Below are 16,690 nucleotides of genomic sequence, written 5' to 3'. Positions count from 1 at the left end.
ATTACTGAAAAAAACGACTTTCCTCGCATACGTTATGCTTAACCCATTAAATAAAAATAGAAAGTTTACATTTTAAAAAAATTTTTCACAAAAACAAAAAAATAAAATAAAGAAAATTTTTTTATGCCTAGACGTTGACAATAAACCAATCTAATTGTTTAATAGTTGCTCGTTTAACTAGTTAAATCCTTTCAGGAGAATAATAATAATGTTTAAAAAAATTCTAAATACATCTGTATTAGGTGTTTCTGTATTAGGCGCTATGGCAGCGAATGCTGCTGCACCGGGTGTATACGTCACAGGCCAAGTCGGTTATGCCAATACCCAGATGGGTAACAAAACCGATACCGCTAATCTTCTTCATAATAAAGATAAAGCTGAAGCTAATAACCTATCCAATAATGGTTTAGCAGGTCGTTTAGCACTAGGTTATCAATTTAACCAAAATTTTGCGGTAGAAGTAGGTTACCTACAATTAGGTCAAAGGAAAGTTAATGTACTTGTAAGCCCAGAACAATCATCATTAAAATTACGACAAAATGCACTCGATTTAGTGGGCAAAAGCATTATCCCTATCAGTAACAACATTGATGTCTACGGTAAACTCGGTGTTGCTTATCTAACCAGTGATATTAAGGAAACGGTTAAAGAAGGTGGACACTCTACTACCACGTATGATCTTAATGATGTCGCTAGGGTTAACAAACATCAATGGGCGCCAGAAGCCGCTATTGGTGTCACCTATGACATTACACCGAATGTATCTGTAGATACTTCTTGGACACACATCCAACCTTTAGGCAAAAACCGACCCGGTAACATCGACTTTGTTGCTGTCGGTCTCGGCTACAATTTTGGCTAAACCTTCGTTTAAACCCCCAAAAAAAACCATTTTTTAAGGGGGTTTTTTTATTAAGATAACTATTCTTGATTAAAAAATTAAGCTAATTAGTACCTCTATCTAAGTTTTTAGTTATTGGTATTAATTGACAATAAAACTAAATCTAATTGTTTAATAGTTGCTCGTTTGACTAGTTAAACTCTTTCAGGAGAATAATAATAATAATGTTTAAAAAAGTTCTAACCACAACGGTGTTAGGTGTTTCTGTTTTAAGTGCAATGGCAGCGAATGCAACAACGCCTAGTCTCTATGTCACCGGCCAAATTGGTTATGCCAATAACAATATGAAATTAAAATCGAATGATAAACTTCCAAATAATAATTTATCAAACTCGAGCTTGGCTGGCCGAGTAGCGATTGGTTATCAGTTTAATCAAAACTTCGCATTAGAAGCGGGTTATATTCGAACTAATCAAAAGCAAATCACTCTTGTTACGGATAGTCAAAAGGGCCTAGTCGTAGGTGATGTAGCGCTCGATCAAAATGCCATTGACTTAGTAGCTAAAGGTATCCTCCCTGTTAACAGTAACCTTAACGTTTATGGTAAATTAGGTGTCGCCTATGTGACGACTGATTTTAGCCTCAGCTCAGATGATGAAAGATTTGGCCCTACCATTCAAAACATTGCTAAGCGAAAATTGGCTCCAGAAGTGGCAGTTGGCGTGAGCTACGATATTACTCCAAATGTTTCTTTAGATACTTCTTGGACACACATCCAACTTTTAGGAAAAAACCGACCCGGTAACATTGATTTTGTTGCTGTCGGTCTCGGTTACAACTTTGGCTAAACCTTCGTTTAAACCCTTAAAACTAAAAAAAACCCCTTTTTTAAGGGGTTTTTCTTTTCTATCACGTAAAATCATACATCACTTTGATGGCGGCTATAGCGCCTATCAGGTGATATGGAGTAACTTGAAATCCCTATAATATAAGTATAAATTTTCCAGCTAAAAGGCTAGATTGATCCTCCTTGGCTTGAAATTTATCAATATATTTGATAAAAAAGTTGACAGCTATTTATACAAATGATAAATAAGAACCTGTTTAACTAGTTGAATCTTACGAGGAAAATAATAATATGTTAAAAAAAATAATCGCAGTAAGCGTATTAGGTGTTTCGGCGCTTGGTATGGTGGCTGCTAATGCAACTACTCCAGGCGTTTATGTTGAAGGCCAAGTAGGTTATGCCAAAACCGGCAAGCACTTTGTAAAGCCTTTTCCTTCAGGAAAAGTTTCTTCCAAATATCAAGGTGGTTTAGCGGGTCGTTTAGCTATTGGTTATCAATTCAACCCAAACTGGGCGGTTGAAATGGGTTATTTACAATTAGCTCAGCAAAAAGCTAATGTAAAATCTAGTCTCGCCAAGCAATCTGTCACACTGAACCAACATGCTTTTGATGTCGTTGGAAAGGGTATCTTCCCTATCACCAGTAAGTTTGATGTCTATGCTAAAGTAGGTATGGCTTATTTAGTCAATGATCTAAAAGGTAATGTAGTAAATGGGCAATCAATTGTTGCACCACTAGCTAAACATAGCTGGGCACCTGAAGCAGGTGTGGGCGTTACTTATAATATAACTTCTAATGTGTTTATTGATACTGCTTTTACGCATATTCAACCCATTGGTAAAAATCAGCCGAATAACATTAATATGACCACAGTAGGTCTAGGATTTACTTTCGGTTAAAAATCACCAAACACACATTCAGTGATAAAAAAACCCCTGTTCTAGGGGTTTTTTCTTTTATAACCTGTGTCTTTTTCCTATTCTTTATGCAAAATTCAACCATGACGGCTACCATCCTCGCTCGTTAAACTTCGCTTACCTAGCAAAGGTTTCAAATACTGACCGGTATAAGAAGTTAATTGTTTTGCGACCTGCTCGGGCGTACCCACACAGACTATCTCGCCGCCTTTACTGCCTCCTTCTGGACCGAGATCAATAATCCAATCGGCGGTTTTAATCACATCCAAATTATGTTCAATCACCACCACCGTATTACCGCGCTCGCGCAAACGATATAAAACCTTCAGTAATTGTTCTATATCATAAAAATGTAAACCCGTCGTTGGTTCATCCAAAATATAGAGTGTACGACCCGTATCACGTTTACTTAATTCTTTAGCCAGTTTGACGCGCTGTGCTTCGCCTCCTGACAAAGTGGGCGCGCTTTGACCGAGGTGCAAATAGCCTAGACCTACTTCGATCAAGGTCTGTAATTTTCGTGCCAATACCGGCACCGGATTAAAAAACTCATGTGCATCTTCTACGGTCATTTCTAGAATTTGATAAATATTTTTCCCTTTATAATATATTTCTAAGGTTTCACGGTTATAACGCTGACCTTTGCAGATATCACATTGCACATAAACATCCGCTAAAAAATGCATTTCTACCTTAAGTACACCATCGCCTTCACACGCTTCACAGCGACCCCCTTTCACATTAAAACTAAAACGCCCTGCCATATAACCACGCGAACGCGCTTCAGGCGTGGCAGCAAAGAGTTCTCGTATGGGTGTAAACAAACCAATATACGTAGCAGGATTCGAGCGCGGCGTGCGACCTATGGGACTTTGATCAATATCAATGACTTTATCCAATTGTTCTAAACCGGTGATAGCTTGATACGGCGCAGCTTGCGGTAAAATAGCCGCATTCAATTTTTTAGCAGCCAGTGGATATAAAGTATCATTGATTAACGTCGATTTGCCCGAACCCGACACGCCAGTAATACAGGTCATTAAACCCAAAGGAATTTCAACATCCATCTGTTTTAAGTTATTACCGCTTGCACCTGATAGTTTGATGACGTGATTTTTATCGAATTTGTGTCGTTTTTTAGGGCATTCGATACGTCGCTCACCGGATAAATATTGACCCGTTAATGAATTTGGATTTCGCATAATCGCGGCCGGTGATCCTTGCGCAATCACACGACCACCATGCACACCGGCGCCTGGTCCCATATCGACGACATAATCTGCGTGTCGTATCGCTTCTTCATCATGCTCGACAACTATCACCGTATTCCCTAAATCGCGCAATCTAAGTAAAGTACTTAATAAACGGCCATTATCGCGTTGATGTAATCCTATCGATGGCTCATCGAGAATATACATGACACCCACTAAACCTGAGCCGATTTGACTAGCTAAACGTATCCGTTGCGACTCACCACCAGATAAGGTATCTGCACTCCTATCCAGTGACAGATAATTTAAACCAACATCAATTAAAAAATTTAAACGATCGATAATTTCTTTTTGTAAACGTGAAGCAATCTGTGCCCGTTGACCAGACAAATTTAATTTTTCAAATAATTCTTTTAATTTATCGAGGGGTAAAGCAACCCAATCAGTAATCGCTTTATTGGCAATAAAAACATGCCGCGCAGCAACATTAAGACGGGTGCCATCACAACTACTACAGGGTTTAGAAGCTAAATAGCGGGCTAAATCTTCTCGCACCGAATGTGATTCCGTCTCTTGATAACGACGTTGCATCACTGGTATCACCCCTTCAAAGGGCTTTTTCTTATTATAGACATAGCCTTTTTCACTCTCATAGTGAAATTTTATTTCTTCTTTACCACTACCATATAAAATAATTTTTTGAATAGTATCTGGTAATTCATTAAAAGGTGACTCTAAAGAAAATTGATAATGCTTAGCTAAAGTCGATAATAACAAAGAATAATAAGGGTTTTGTGCATCCCATCCCCGAATTGCACCGTGTGTGATACTTAACTCCGGTTGTGGTATGACTTTTTCAGCATCAAAAATCAGCTCATGGCCTAAGCCATCACACTGTGGACAAGCGCCGGCTGGATTATTAAAAGAAAACAAACGTGGCTCTAACTCGCTAATACTATAGCCACACTCAGTGCATGCAAAACGTTCCGAAAAAACCAATTCTTGCTTCGTTTTTCCTGCCGTATCTTGCACGATCACCGTCACTAAACCTTCGCTCAAGGATGCCGCAGTAGCTAAAGACTCACTCAAGCGTAAGCGATTTTCTGGCTTTATTTTTAACCTATCTACCACCACATCGATGCTATGCTTTTGTTTTGCACTTAAACGGGACACTTGATCCAATTCGACCAATTCCCCATCAATTCGTGCCCGTAAGTAACCTTGGCTACGTAATTCATCCAATAAGGGTTTAAATTCACCTTTCCGTCCTTGTACTTTCGGCGCCAAAATAACTAGGCGTGTCTCATTCGGCAAAGCCATCAAAGTGTCAACCATCTGACTGACACTTTGCGCAGCGAGACTGGTGTTATGTACAGGACAACGTGGCTCACCTACTCGGGCAAATAATACACGCAAATAATCATAAATTTCAGTGACCGTACCCACTGTCGATCTCGGATTATGAGAGGTTGATTTTTGATCAATAGCGATCGCGGGAGAAAGCCCTTCAATATGATCAACATCCGGTTTGTCCATCATGGACAAAAATTGCCGGGCATAAGACGACAGAGATTCTACATAACGACGCTGACCTTCAGCATATAAGGTATCAAACGCTAACGAAGATTTACCTGAACCGGATAATCCAGTCACCACAATTAATTGATCACGTGGAATATCCAGATCAATATTCTGAAGATTATGGGTGCGAGCACCACGAATGCGAATTGTATCCATAGATAAACATGAAAGCTCTGGTACAAAAGTTAAAAACTTTATCAACCTTTGTGGAAAGCCCACACTATAACCTTGAAAATAACGAAAAGAAACCTTTAAAAAACTCCTTTTTATTGCTTTCTTTTTTACGCTACAAGATTTAGAATTTATAGTTGTTTTGATTTTGTTAATGTGGGAGTATTCAAACATGGCCAAAGGTATTAATAAGGTTATTTTAATCGGCAACTTAGGTGCTGATCCGGAGATTCGTCATATGCCTAACGGTGCGGCGGTTGCTAATATTAATCTAGCCACCAGCGAAAGCTGGAAAGACAAAAATACCGGTGAACTTCAAGAACGCACCGAATGGCATCGTGTCGTTTTATTCCAACGCCTTGCTGAGATTGTCGCCGAGTATTTAAAAAAAGGCTCTAAAGTTTATATTGAAGGTCGCTTACAAACACGTAAATGGCAAGATAAAACGACCGGTCAAGATCGCTACACCACCGAAATTATTGCCAATGAAATGCAAATGTTAGACAGTCGCAGCGGCAGTGCGACAGGCAGCGAGCCCCCCCTTTCTACCACACAGAATACTTCCGCTACGCGACCCAAACGCGAAACTACCCCATTACCTGAAATGGCCAGCGAAGCATTTGATGACGATATTCCTTTTTAGCTGATCATTTTTCGTTTCAACGCTCTCCGAATACAAACGTTGCAGGCGCTGTATATAAATTGTACAGCACCTAGCGCCATTAAAATGAGTTAACTTGATTTATCTGTCGACTTGGCTAATCTTTTTATAAGGAACATTTATTCTCAAAGAAGAGTGTAAACGAGGAGAGAGGATTATGAAATATTTAATTGCTTGGTTATTAGGCATCCCTATTGCTGTATTGTTACTTATTTGGTTATTCAGTCATCTATTTTAAAATCTAACTCTATATAGAATAAAATTTACACTCAAAAATGCTCCAGGTTTATGATCCAGGTTCTCACTCACAGCAATTGGATTTTTGGCGAGTACCGTGAAGAAGATTGCGAGTTAAGCGGACGCAGACAAAAATTCAAGTGCGAAGAGTATATTTTCAAGTAGGAGTATTCATACTATGAAAGCAAAGTTATTTGTTATCTTAGGCTTAATCGCATTACCTATGGCCGCCACGATAGCCATGAGCAATCATCGTGCTATGCAAAAAGAAACCACGGGTCAATATGTTGACAGTAGTGTCATCACTTTAAAAGTAAAATCTAAACTATTAGCCGACCCTGCGATAAAAGGTCTTGCTATTTCAGTCATGAGTTATAAAGGTCAAGTCAAACTCACCGGTTTTGCGGATAATTGGTCACAAAAACAAAAAGCCGGTATGCTTGCTAAACAAGTCGAAGGTGTCACCAGTGTCACCAATAACATCGTTGTGAAAAAAATGCATCGCTAAGCTTGAACCGTATTTTTTCCAGGTAAAAAATAAAAAAAGTTAATATAAAGAAAAACAAGGTTAAACCTTGTTTTTCTTATTTCTCACCCAACAACTCACTATCAAAAAACGCTGTATGAGAAAAAAATTAGTTTAAATTTGACTATAAATACTACGCGCTAAGCGCACACTTTTTACGTAATCACGTGTTTCTTTCCAAGGTAAAATTTCCACCCAAACATCTTTCGGTAATCGCTGATACAAACCTTGAAAGCGTTTAATCCGATTAGGACCCACGTTATAAGAAGCTGTTGCTAAAGTTGCATTACCATCAAATAATTTTAATAATTGTCTTAAATAAGTACTGCCTAAACGAATATTCTGTTCTGGATCGAGTAAATTGACTCGACGTAAAGCCAAATCACGCGCCAACTGCTTACCCGTACTCGGCATAATTTGCATTAAGCCTAATGCCCCTGCACTGGATTTAGCATTCCACATAAAAGCACTTTCTTGGCGCATAATCGCCCAGACCCAAGCCGAATTTAAATGCGTTTTACGCGCTGCAGCCAGTACTGAACGTCGATACGCAAAAGGGAAACGTAATCTAATATCATTGTGAATATTTGCTTTGCTGGCACCAACGATAGCTAAATCATACCAACCCCATTGTTTAGCCAAATGTGCAGCCGCTTCGCGTTCTGGCACACTTAAGCTATCCAATGCCCATAACCATTCCTGGCGTGCCTCACCAACAAAACCTAAGGCCAGCAATTCTTTAGCACGTTGTATAGCTGAATTATTTTTCAGCGCTTGACGATCACCCACCCTGCTGCGCGTAGTAGGATGATAGTTTAATTTCAAACGTTGACTCGCTAGCACACCATAATAATCAACCTCTTTAGCTAGGCTTGCATAAATGCTATTCGCCGCTGCGGTTTGTTGTGTCTCCGCTAATGCCCTCGCCCGCCAATATCGCCAACACGCTTGGTGTTGTTCTTTTCGTGATAGATGATCCAACCAAAAAAGCACTTTCTCCCATTGACCCGTTAATAAACTATTTCGTACCCGCCATTCACGTAAGGTCGCACCTGCATAAGCCGGTTTAATTTGTTTTAACCAATCACCTGCTGTGCTGTGACCTCGCCTGGCTAAACCGACGGCTAAATCGGCTAATATCCTCTGTTTTTCTGATTCGGTTAAATCATAACTTTTACTCATTTTCGACCAGTTTTCTGCCAATTTTATCGGCTCTATATTCGCTAAGCGTTTCATACCAAACAATACAATTTTTCGGTCGATAGCATTATCAAGATCAAATTGATCACTCTGCTTAACTAATAAAGGATGACGTTGTACTTGATACCAACGCTTAATTTTTTGGCGTTGTGTCGGCGGTAAAAATTGTGCCATATGTTGTACGACATTCCTATTATTTTTGCTCATTGCTCGATCTAATTTTTTCCAAATTAATTCCGAATTCAATCCTCCTGATTGTTCCCAACGACTAAAAACTTTACGACACACGCTAGGAGGTGAATTAACGTGTAACCAAAGTGTTGATATTTTTCTGAAAGCTAATGATTTCTGCTGAGTGGCTAATAACGATTGCAGGTAGTAACACTGTAATGGTGTACCATAAATAGGTTGATAATAATGGATAAAATCTTCCCAATGTTGTTTTTTAGCTAAATAACCCAACCAATCAGCACGTAACCTTACGGCTAATGGTGTATCATTATAGGCTTGCAAAAACTCGTCGATTTCATCACTACTTGTATAAGGCCATTGTTGTTTTAATTTGATAAAAATTAAGTAAGGATATAAAGGATAATCTTTTAGTTTGACTTTTAAAACAGAGAATTGTTGATAATGTTTACTCATTAACAACTGTCTCGCCTGCCAAAATAGTTTTCGTTGTTGATCTCTATTCTCAGCGTGAGCTAAACATGGCCAAGTTAATACTAAACCTATAATAAAAACGGTACTTTTTATCGTCCCCATAGCACATTCTAAGAGTAGGAAAAATTTATGCCCCTCTATTTTATATATATCACTTTAGCTCTGCTTACCAGCTTAATCGGTTTTACGTTGTTGCATTTTTATAAATTAGAACGTCAACATGACAAACTCATTCAAATGGAAAGTCGTTGGACAGATATCAATCGTTTATTAAATCAACTGCATGATGCACGGGTAATTGATCAACGCCATACGGCTGCCAATAAAGAGCAGCTGTTACTTGAGCTCAATACCTATCGACAACAATTTGATCGACACCAACTCAGTAGTTTAAAACTGCTACAAGATAGTTTACAGCAAGGGTTGCAACATATTAGTCAACGTATGGATAAATTAACCGAAAACACGCAAGAAAAATTACTTGCCATTAGTGGTCAAGTTGAAAAACGTTTATTCGATGGGTTTGCCCAAACCACTGCCACCTTTGCAGATGTTGTGAAGCGACTGGCATTGATTGATGAAGCACAAAAACGCATCACCGAACTTTCCAGTAATGTCGTCAATTTGCAACAAATTCTTGCCGACAAACGTTCGCGCGGTGTTTTTGGTGAAGTGCAATTAAATGCCTTAATCGAAAATGTCTTACCCGCTAAAAATTACAGTTTGCAACATACCTTAAGTAACGGTAAACGTGTCGATTGTCTGTTATTGTTACCCGCACCCACTGGTAGCATCGCCATCGATGCTAAATTCCCTCTAGAAGGCTTTCGAAAATTAACCGAAATCGATCAGCCAAAAAGTGAGCAGCGCGCTGCAGCGGCACAATTTCGTCAAGATATTCGCCATCATATCCAAGCCGTCGCAAGTAAATATATTATTCCCGGTGAAACCTCAGAAGGTGCGTTATTATTTATTCCTGCTGAAGCTATTTTTGCTGAAATTCACGCCCATTATTATGATTTAGTCGAAGAAGCGCAGCGCCAGCGTGTCTGGTTAGTCTCGCCGACAACTATGATGGCGGTACTAACCACCACCAGCGCTATCTTAAAAGATGCAGCAACCCGTGAACAAATTCATTTAATCCAAGAACATCTGAGTGTTTTGGCCAAAGATTTTTCACGTTTTAAACAACGAATGGATCATTTATTCCGCCATATTCAGCAAGCTTATACCGATATTCAAGACGCTAAAACCTCTGCAGATAAAATCACCTCGCGTTTTGAAAAAATAGAAAAAGTAGAGTTAAGTGCTGATTTGTTGGAATAACACACTGCCCATTCGGGTAATTTCTTTAATTGGTTATGGGATAAACTAAATCCTAATAGAATCCCCCCGTACGAGACGGGAGGTTTTTTGACAAACCGATTAGAATTTAAGGTACTGAAACATGGTTTTTACAACAACTAATCGCACGGACAAGTACATAAATAGCACTTAAACCAACGATAATATAAATAATTCTCGCTATCGGACTGTAATCTCCAAAGATGCCGGTAATTAAATCAAAGTGAAATAAACCGACTAAACCCCAGTTCAAACCACCGATAAATAAGATAACTAGTGCAATCCAGTCTAAAACGCTCGGACTTTTGAACATAAATACTCCTTTATTTAAGCAAGTGAAACTCACATACCACACTAAAACGTCTTATTTTTGGTTCATTTGTCAGTAATACCCCCTTACTGTAGCTCAAAAATTTAAGATAAACAAATTTTACAACGGAGGTATTTTTTAAAGCCTTCATTTTTAAAAAATTACCTACCTCGCAATGAACGTAGTCATCCAGCTAGAGATTACTATGCGCTCGCAATGATAAGTAAACTTTACTAATAATCTTTCTATAAATTTTTATAGCATCGTAGGAGATCATTAAATTTTAAGGTTTCTTAATAGTTAATTAATAATAAGAATTTAAACTAATACTAAACCTCAATTAAGGAGTGATTAATGAAAGATAATTGTTATGTTTACGTTATCGATCTCAGTCTTCGTAAAGGGAAAATTGGACAATATAGCGAAGCCTTAGTTTTTGAGTGTCAACCTTTTCTTAGCTCCAATTTAGGCGGAAACTCAAAATGGAGTTATAAAAAGGCCTTTTCAAAGGCCTTTCCTCATTCACATATGAAGATAGATGTACAAGGAAATTTAACCCACGTAGTTTCTCATGAACCCTCGCACCGCATATTAATAAAAGATTCTGAACGTGTTTCAACCAATGACTTTGTTAAAATTAGCCAAGGTAACTATTATAAGCACGTTCATACCGGCTCTTTTGAAATCGAAATTGATAAATTAAACAATAAAGTCTTACAACGACTGTATTTACCTGATGAAGTCTCGCCCGAATATCGTATACTTCAGTTAAATACTGCACCTGAAGAATTAATAGCCGATATTTCTATGTACTTTAGTGTTAAAGGGATCTCAAAAATCGTTTTAAAATCAGCTATCAGTCATGAAGGCAAAGGAAATCTCTTTATTGACATCAAAGATAAAGAAGCACTAAAGCAAGGTATCAAGCAAATGCGCAAACTCAATGCGAATACCAAATACTTTCTTGCTGAAGAACAAAAAGAATTTCCGCGCGTGAGTAGAAAAACCGAAGAACAAAAATCTGGTCATTTAACTTATCGCCTGGTTGGCATTGCTAACCCAGAAGGAGATTTAGGTCATTTTATTGCGTCTAAATCGATCTCAGACAGCATAGACTCTCACCAACGGGTAAAAATGAAATGTTATTTTGATCAACCTGGCAAAACACATGATCGCAAAAGTGGATGGTCACTGGAAGCCTGTGGACCCAAAGATAAATATTTTGGCCTAGGTGAAAATAAAGTCGACATCGATCCCGCCTTAATGGATAAACTTAGCAAACGTATGTATCAACTGTATGCGGATATCAAATCGATGAGCGAAGAAGAATTTGCACAACATTTTGATTCTTTAGTTGCGTATAAAAATACGTTACTCTCAAGAGAAGAAAAAATAAACCAATTTACAATTGAAGAAAAAAAAGAAAATGAATTAGTCAACACGCCCAATTTGCGTGCCTATACAATAGCGGCAACTGCCCATCCCCCCTTAGCGAACTCTATCGCCAGTGAAATGATTAAAACTAACACCGTTGAGCTATCAATGTTAGAGAAACTACGCTATTACAATAATAATGACATTGAGCCCTTTTTAAATGCAATGCGCAACCAAAATCAATTTGCTGGATTGAAGACAGCAAGTACTGAGCAATTAAACTATTGTATACAAGAATATGGCTTTGACATGAAAATAACGAGACGTGCTAAACAATTACTTACTAAAAGGGAGAGTATTAATCCAGGCAAACAGGCAGCTCCTATCTCACCACAAGCAGGGCCTTCCGATTACAAATGGCATAAGGTTTTCTTTCCTAATCATCCTGGACAATCAGCAACAGAAATCACAGAAAATTCCTCATCAGGACTTGCTGCATCAAATAACAGCCCTATTACAACCTCACGATTATCTGGATCTACTTTATTTAGTATGATCCAATCAGACACTGCTCAAGCAAAAAAAGATAAAGAAAAACAAAAAAAAAGAGATTATGCAAAATAAATACTAATCCGTAGTTAACGAGTTAATCAACAAGCACTGAGCCTGTTGATTAACTCTACTAAATCTAGACTAATCGGGGTTTTTCTTTTTCCATGCCAGACACGGTTGGCTGATCAAAAATTGAAACTCTCTTATTAGCTTCCTTATAATGTTTTTCAAACGCGATTACTTTAATGGTAAGTAATTTTTTAGTTTGTTCTACTAATAGATTAGTATCTGTAATTAAACGAGGAAATTCACTATCTAATCTTTTTAACGCTTCTTTACAATTTTCGCAAAATGCGCGTCACTGGCTGCATTTTCTCTTGAACAGTTTGGCTTAACGGATTAATTGACTTTTTTAATGCCTCCCTTTGATGAGTGGCATTAAGATCACCGGAAAGGTATCGACTTTTTTTTCCTTTAACCTCATCGGATTGATTCATACTATTCTCCTTATTTATTATTATTGATTGCTCTTATTATAGTATGATGAAAATTGATTAAATAATAATTAAATTTTTAATGGTATAAAAAATACTCGGGAATATTTTTTATACTAAAAAAATTCAAACCGAACTATTAAAAAACTAAAGAGTAGCAAGATAGTTTGTCTCGCTGATTGACGTATACAGTGACTGACTTATCAGGCTAATACTGATATGAACGCTTCAAGCTTTTAGATCAGGTATTTTCACCACTAACGCATCACAAGATAAATGATGGATGACCGCGCTGGCGGTAGAACCAAACAATACACCAATACCATGTCGACCATGACTACCAATGATAATTAAATCTGCTTTTAACTGCTTCATTTTATCAAGTATCACCACCTTAGGCGATCCGACTTCGACAAATTGATGTTTAGCGGGAATATCAAATTTTTTCGACACTTCAGCCAATTGTTTTTGCGCTTCAGAGAGCATTTCGCCTTCTAAATCGATGACGGCAGGATAAGCTTGTGCCACACCGTAGGCATTAATGTGTTCGACCGCATGGATTACGGATAAGCGGCTATGCCCTCCTTTAACTAAAGCATGAGCGCGCTTTAATATGATTTCATCACAGGTCGGATGTAAATCTATCGCTACTAAGATATTTTCATAAATGGCCATAGCTTATCTCCCGATTTTAGGTAACAGCACAAATTCCTTTTAATGAAAATTTACATTCCACCAATTTATCCTACACTAAGCCGACAAAGATAAACAGTAATTATTGGTAAACAGCAAATGATTTTAACGGATTTAAAGCCTTTTTGGTCATTATTCATTCTATTTAATCGGTAAAAACAGGTAAGATGAGTCAATCGATGTTGGTCGGGGCGACTGGATTTGAACCAGCGACCACCTACACCCCATGCAGGTGCGCTACCAGGCTGCGCTACGCCCCGAAGAGCGCACATTGTAATGTCCGTCGTGTAAACTCGCAACTACAAATTAATCACAGTAATAGCATCCTCTCTCTAAAGATGCGTCATTGCGATAAATCCAGCCACACAATAAGTAAAACGAATATTAATTTTTTTGAGTCTTTAATTGTGATTTTAATTTCTGACTCGCTTGAAACAAAACCACATTCCGCGAAGTCACCAAGGTAGTAACGCCGGTTTTTGGATTTCGCCCTGGTCGTTCCTTTTTTCTACGCCGTCGAAAACTGCCTAAACCGGAAATTTTTACTGACTCTCCTCTTTCTAAAGCTAATATAATCTCTTCAAAAAAAGCATCCGCTAGTTTTGTGGCTAAAGGCCGGCTAAGACTTGGATCTTGTTGTCTCAAGCTGTAGATCAAATCCGCTTTGGTTAAAACTTGACTCACAGTACTCTATTCCCGTAATTGAATAGAAAAATTCTGTTTTAGTACACCTATGATAGTTTCCATTAAGCTATCTACTTCGACATCTACCAAAGTACGTGTGGGATGCTGCCAACATAACGCTAAAGCTAAACTATGCTTTTGTGGTTCTTGCTCGTTAAAATATACATCAAACAAAAAGGATCGATACAGCAACTCACCCCCTTTATGATTCACTGCCTGTAAAATAGTTTGGGCAGGATATTTTTTATCGACCCAAAACGAAATATCCCGTCGCACCATAGGAAATTTAGAATAAGGTTTAAAATGAGGTAACGGTCTCTCACTAATCGCAGAAGTTTCAAGTTCAAAACAAAAAACAGGACCGATTAAATCTAATTCTGTGATTAGTTTAGGGTGTAATGCACCCATATAACCAATAATCTTATCAGAAATTTGCAAATTACAGGATAATCCAGGATGTAAAGCCGGATGGGTTCCTGGCATAAATTGAATATCCGTTTTAGTGGTTAGACTAATCAATGCTTCCAGATCAGATTTAATCGTAAAATAATCTAAGGGGGTATTCGCAACACCCCATTGTTCCGGTAAGCTTTGACCGCTAGCAACCGCCGCTAAATACTCTTGCTGTTCCAATTTCCCTTTCTGAAGATGAAAACAAAGGCCCGTTTCAAATAAACGGCCGCTCAACTGCTGTCGTTGTTGATTATAGCGCAAAGCATTCAATAAACCCGGCCACAAACTGGTGCGCATCACAGAAAGCTCACTGGATATCGGATTCAACAAACGTAAAGATTCTCGTTGCGGGATGAGTGCTTGCTGTCGTTTAGACTCAGTAAAACTATAATTGATGGCTTCACGGTAGCCCCGGTCGATAAGTAAATCGTGTACGCGTGTTAACGAAAGTTGCGTTTCCGGTTGTGGAAGAAACTTTACTGGATTATTCGGCATAGTGATCGGAATATGCTGATATCCATGAATCCGCGCGATCTCTTCAATCAAATCCACTTCTAATGAGAGATCAAAACGCCAAGTTGGCGGTGTCGTCTGCCATACGTGTGCGTCAATACGCTTTACATCGATCCCTAAATTGGAAAAAATAGCCCTTATTTTTTCTTCGCTTAAGGAAAAGCCTAAAAATTTTTTTAGATGCGCCGGATGAAATTTTATCGTGGTGATCGGTTTGGCCGCTGATTGCACCTGTGTTATCGGCCCTGCTTGACCACTGACTATTTCCGTGAGTAATTGTGTAGCACGTTCTAAAGCCGACACAGTCATAGCAGGATCAACGCCTCGTTCAAAACGATACGCAGAATCGGTATTCAAACCATAGTGTCGAGCACGTCCGGCTATACAGGCAGGGCTAAAATAAGCACTTTCCAAAAATAGCGCTTGAGTTTGCGAAGTCACAGCTGAATGGGCTGCTCCCATAACACCGGCAATCGCTTGTACTTGGTTATTATCTGCAATCACTAAGGTGGTTTCATCTAAAACAACCTGTTTACCATCTAATAAATGGATGCGCTCTTGTGACTTGGCGTAACGTACACAGACTTCATCTTTTAATTGCTTCAGATCGAAAGCATGCAGTGGTTGACCCAGTTCTAACATCACATAATTGGTCACATCCACCACAGGATGAATACTCCGCACACCACTACGACGCAAACGTTCTTGCATCCATAAAGGTGTTTTAGCCTGAGTGTCGATGTTACGGATTATCCGTCCAACATAATGCGGACAAGCTTCAGCGGCTAGGACATTAAGTTTAATTTTATCCTTTATAACAGCAGGTTGTTTAACGATAGGAAAAGAAGTCATAGGCTGCTGCGTTATGGTGGCTACGTCGCGAGCTAAACCTTTGATACTTAAACAATCACCACGATTCGGTGTCAAATGGATATCCACGCAATGATCATTTAATTGCAAATAGTCATGAATATCTTTACCCAACGGTGCATCGTTAGGTAATTCCAAAATCCCGGTATCTAACGGTACCTCAGAAAGCCCGAGTTCACTACTGGAACATAGCATGCCCTGTGAAACGACGCCGCGTATTTTTGCTTCTTTAATCAACAGATTCTTTGGTAATTGCGCGCCCACTTGTGCGACAGCAACTTTTAAACCCGCTCGACAATTTTTGGCACCACAAACTATCTGCAGAGATTGATCAGCACCGATATTCACATCACAGACCTGTAAACGCGAAGCATCCGGATGAGGCGCCGCGCTTAACACTTCGCCTACGACGACTCGATTAAACGATCCGGCAACCGGATGCACTGCAGCCACTTCTAAACCGGATAAGGTCAGCTGTTCGGCCAATTGGTCAACACTTAACTTAGAATTAACCCAAGTACGTAACCATTGTTCACTCAATTTCATA

The 16,690-nt window shown here is 38.8% G+C and carries 14 protein-coding genes and 1 tRNA gene; 7 read left to right on the top strand and 8 right to left on the bottom strand.

Translation table 11 applies throughout. The features are described from left to right. Nucleotides 1-208 precede the first annotated feature (208 nt). The 3 genes from ACICP9_RS02990 (at nucleotide 209) to ACICP9_RS02980 (ending at nucleotide 2,588) form a co-directional block, all read left to right on the top strand. A complete protein-coding gene (locus ACICP9_RS02990) occupies nucleotides 209-862 on the top strand; it encodes an outer membrane beta-barrel protein (protein ID WP_395498729.1) in 654 nt (217 codons plus the stop codon). A 203-nt stretch (nucleotides 863-1,065) separates the two neighbouring features. Continuing rightward, complete coding sequence (locus tag ACICP9_RS02985; protein WP_395498727.1) at nucleotides 1,066-1,689, top strand: outer membrane beta-barrel protein; 624 nt, start codon at nucleotides 1,066-1,068, stop codon at nucleotides 1,687-1,689. A gap of 290 nt (nucleotides 1,690-1,979) precedes the next feature. Next, nucleotides 1,980-2,588 (top strand): outer membrane beta-barrel protein, encoded by a 609-nt coding sequence (locus ACICP9_RS02980; protein WP_395498725.1) that lies wholly within the window; start codon nucleotides 1,980-1,982, stop codon nucleotides 2,586-2,588. Nucleotides 2,589-2,683: 95 nt separating this feature from the next. Here ACICP9_RS02980 and uvrA read toward each other — a convergent pair whose 3' ends face one another. Next, nucleotides 2,684-5,554, bottom strand: a complete 2,871-nt coding sequence (gene uvrA, locus ACICP9_RS02975) for an excinuclease ABC subunit UvrA (RefSeq protein WP_395498723.1) — start codon at nucleotides 5,552-5,554, stop codon at nucleotides 2,684-2,686. Between the two features lie 187 nt (nucleotides 5,555-5,741). Between uvrA and ssb the strand changes: the two genes are divergently transcribed. Next, entirely contained in the window at nucleotides 5,742-6,212 is a 471-nt protein-coding gene (ssb, locus tag ACICP9_RS02970) for a single-stranded DNA-binding protein (RefSeq protein WP_395498721.1), read from the top strand. Nucleotides 6,213-6,645: 433 nt separating this feature from the next. Then, entirely contained in the window at nucleotides 6,646-6,975 is a 330-nt protein-coding gene (locus tag ACICP9_RS02965) for a BON domain-containing protein (RefSeq protein ID WP_395498719.1), read from the top strand. 132 nt (nucleotides 6,976-7,107) lie between these two features. Here the strand turns inward: ACICP9_RS02965 and ACICP9_RS02960 are convergent, their stop codons facing one another. Next, complete coding sequence (locus ACICP9_RS02960) at nucleotides 7,108-8,958, bottom strand: transglycosylase SLT domain-containing protein (protein WP_395498717.1); 1,851 nt, start codon at nucleotides 8,956-8,958, stop codon at nucleotides 7,108-7,110. Nucleotides 8,959-8,985: 27 nt separating this feature from the next. Between ACICP9_RS02960 and ACICP9_RS02955 the strand changes: the two genes are divergently transcribed. After that, nucleotides 8,986-10,182: a DNA recombination protein RmuC gene (locus ACICP9_RS02955; protein WP_071662290.1), complete on the top strand. Its 1,197-nt coding sequence runs from the start codon at nucleotides 8,986-8,988 to the stop codon at nucleotides 10,180-10,182. Between the two features lie 106 nt (nucleotides 10,183-10,288). Here the strand turns inward: ACICP9_RS02955 and ACICP9_RS02950 are convergent, their stop codons facing one another. Then, a complete protein-coding gene (locus tag ACICP9_RS02950) occupies nucleotides 10,289-10,513 on the bottom strand; it encodes a DUF378 domain-containing protein (RefSeq protein WP_071662291.1) in 225 nt (74 codons plus the stop codon). A gap of 351 nt (nucleotides 10,514-10,864) precedes the next feature. Here ACICP9_RS02950 and ACICP9_RS02945 point away from each other — a divergent pair, with 351 nt between their 5' ends. After that, nucleotides 10,865-12,508, top strand: coding sequence for a hypothetical protein (locus ACICP9_RS02945; protein WP_395498715.1), 1,644 nt, complete (start codon nucleotides 10,865-10,867; stop codon nucleotides 12,506-12,508). A gap of 263 nt (nucleotides 12,509-12,771) precedes the next feature. Here ACICP9_RS02945 and ACICP9_RS02940 read toward each other — a convergent pair whose 3' ends face one another. From ACICP9_RS02940 to pheT, 5 genes are all read right to left on the bottom strand, one after another. Then, a complete protein-coding gene (locus ACICP9_RS02940; protein WP_395498713.1) occupies nucleotides 12,772-12,933 on the bottom strand; it encodes a hypothetical protein in 162 nt (53 codons plus the stop codon). A gap of 225 nt (nucleotides 12,934-13,158) precedes the next feature. Then, nucleotides 13,159-13,605, bottom strand: coding sequence for a universal stress protein (locus ACICP9_RS02935; RefSeq protein WP_395498711.1), 447 nt, complete (start codon nucleotides 13,603-13,605; stop codon nucleotides 13,159-13,161). A 201-nt stretch (nucleotides 13,606-13,806) separates the two neighbouring features. Further along, nucleotides 13,807-13,883: transfer RNA gene (locus ACICP9_RS02930), tRNA-Pro, on the bottom strand. Nucleotides 13,884-14,007: 124 nt separating this feature from the next. Then, nucleotides 14,008-14,307, bottom strand: a complete 300-nt coding sequence (locus tag ACICP9_RS02925) for an integration host factor subunit alpha (protein WP_395498709.1) — start codon at nucleotides 14,305-14,307, stop codon at nucleotides 14,008-14,010. Nucleotides 14,308-14,313: 6 nt separating this feature from the next. Continuing rightward, a complete protein-coding gene (gene pheT / locus ACICP9_RS02920) occupies nucleotides 14,314-16,689 on the bottom strand; it encodes a phenylalanine--tRNA ligase subunit beta (protein WP_395498707.1) in 2,376 nt (791 codons plus the stop codon). Nucleotide 16,690 lies beyond the last annotated feature (1 nt).

It is taken from the genome of Rickettsiella endosymbiont of Litargus connexus, from assembly GCF_964277335.1.
Taxonomy (GTDB): Bacteria; Pseudomonadota; Gammaproteobacteria; order Diplorickettsiales; family Diplorickettsiaceae; genus Aquirickettsiella; species Aquirickettsiella isopodorum.
The sequence above is the reverse complement of the archived record's forward strand: the minus strand, read 5'-3'. Positions and strand labels throughout refer to the sequence as shown.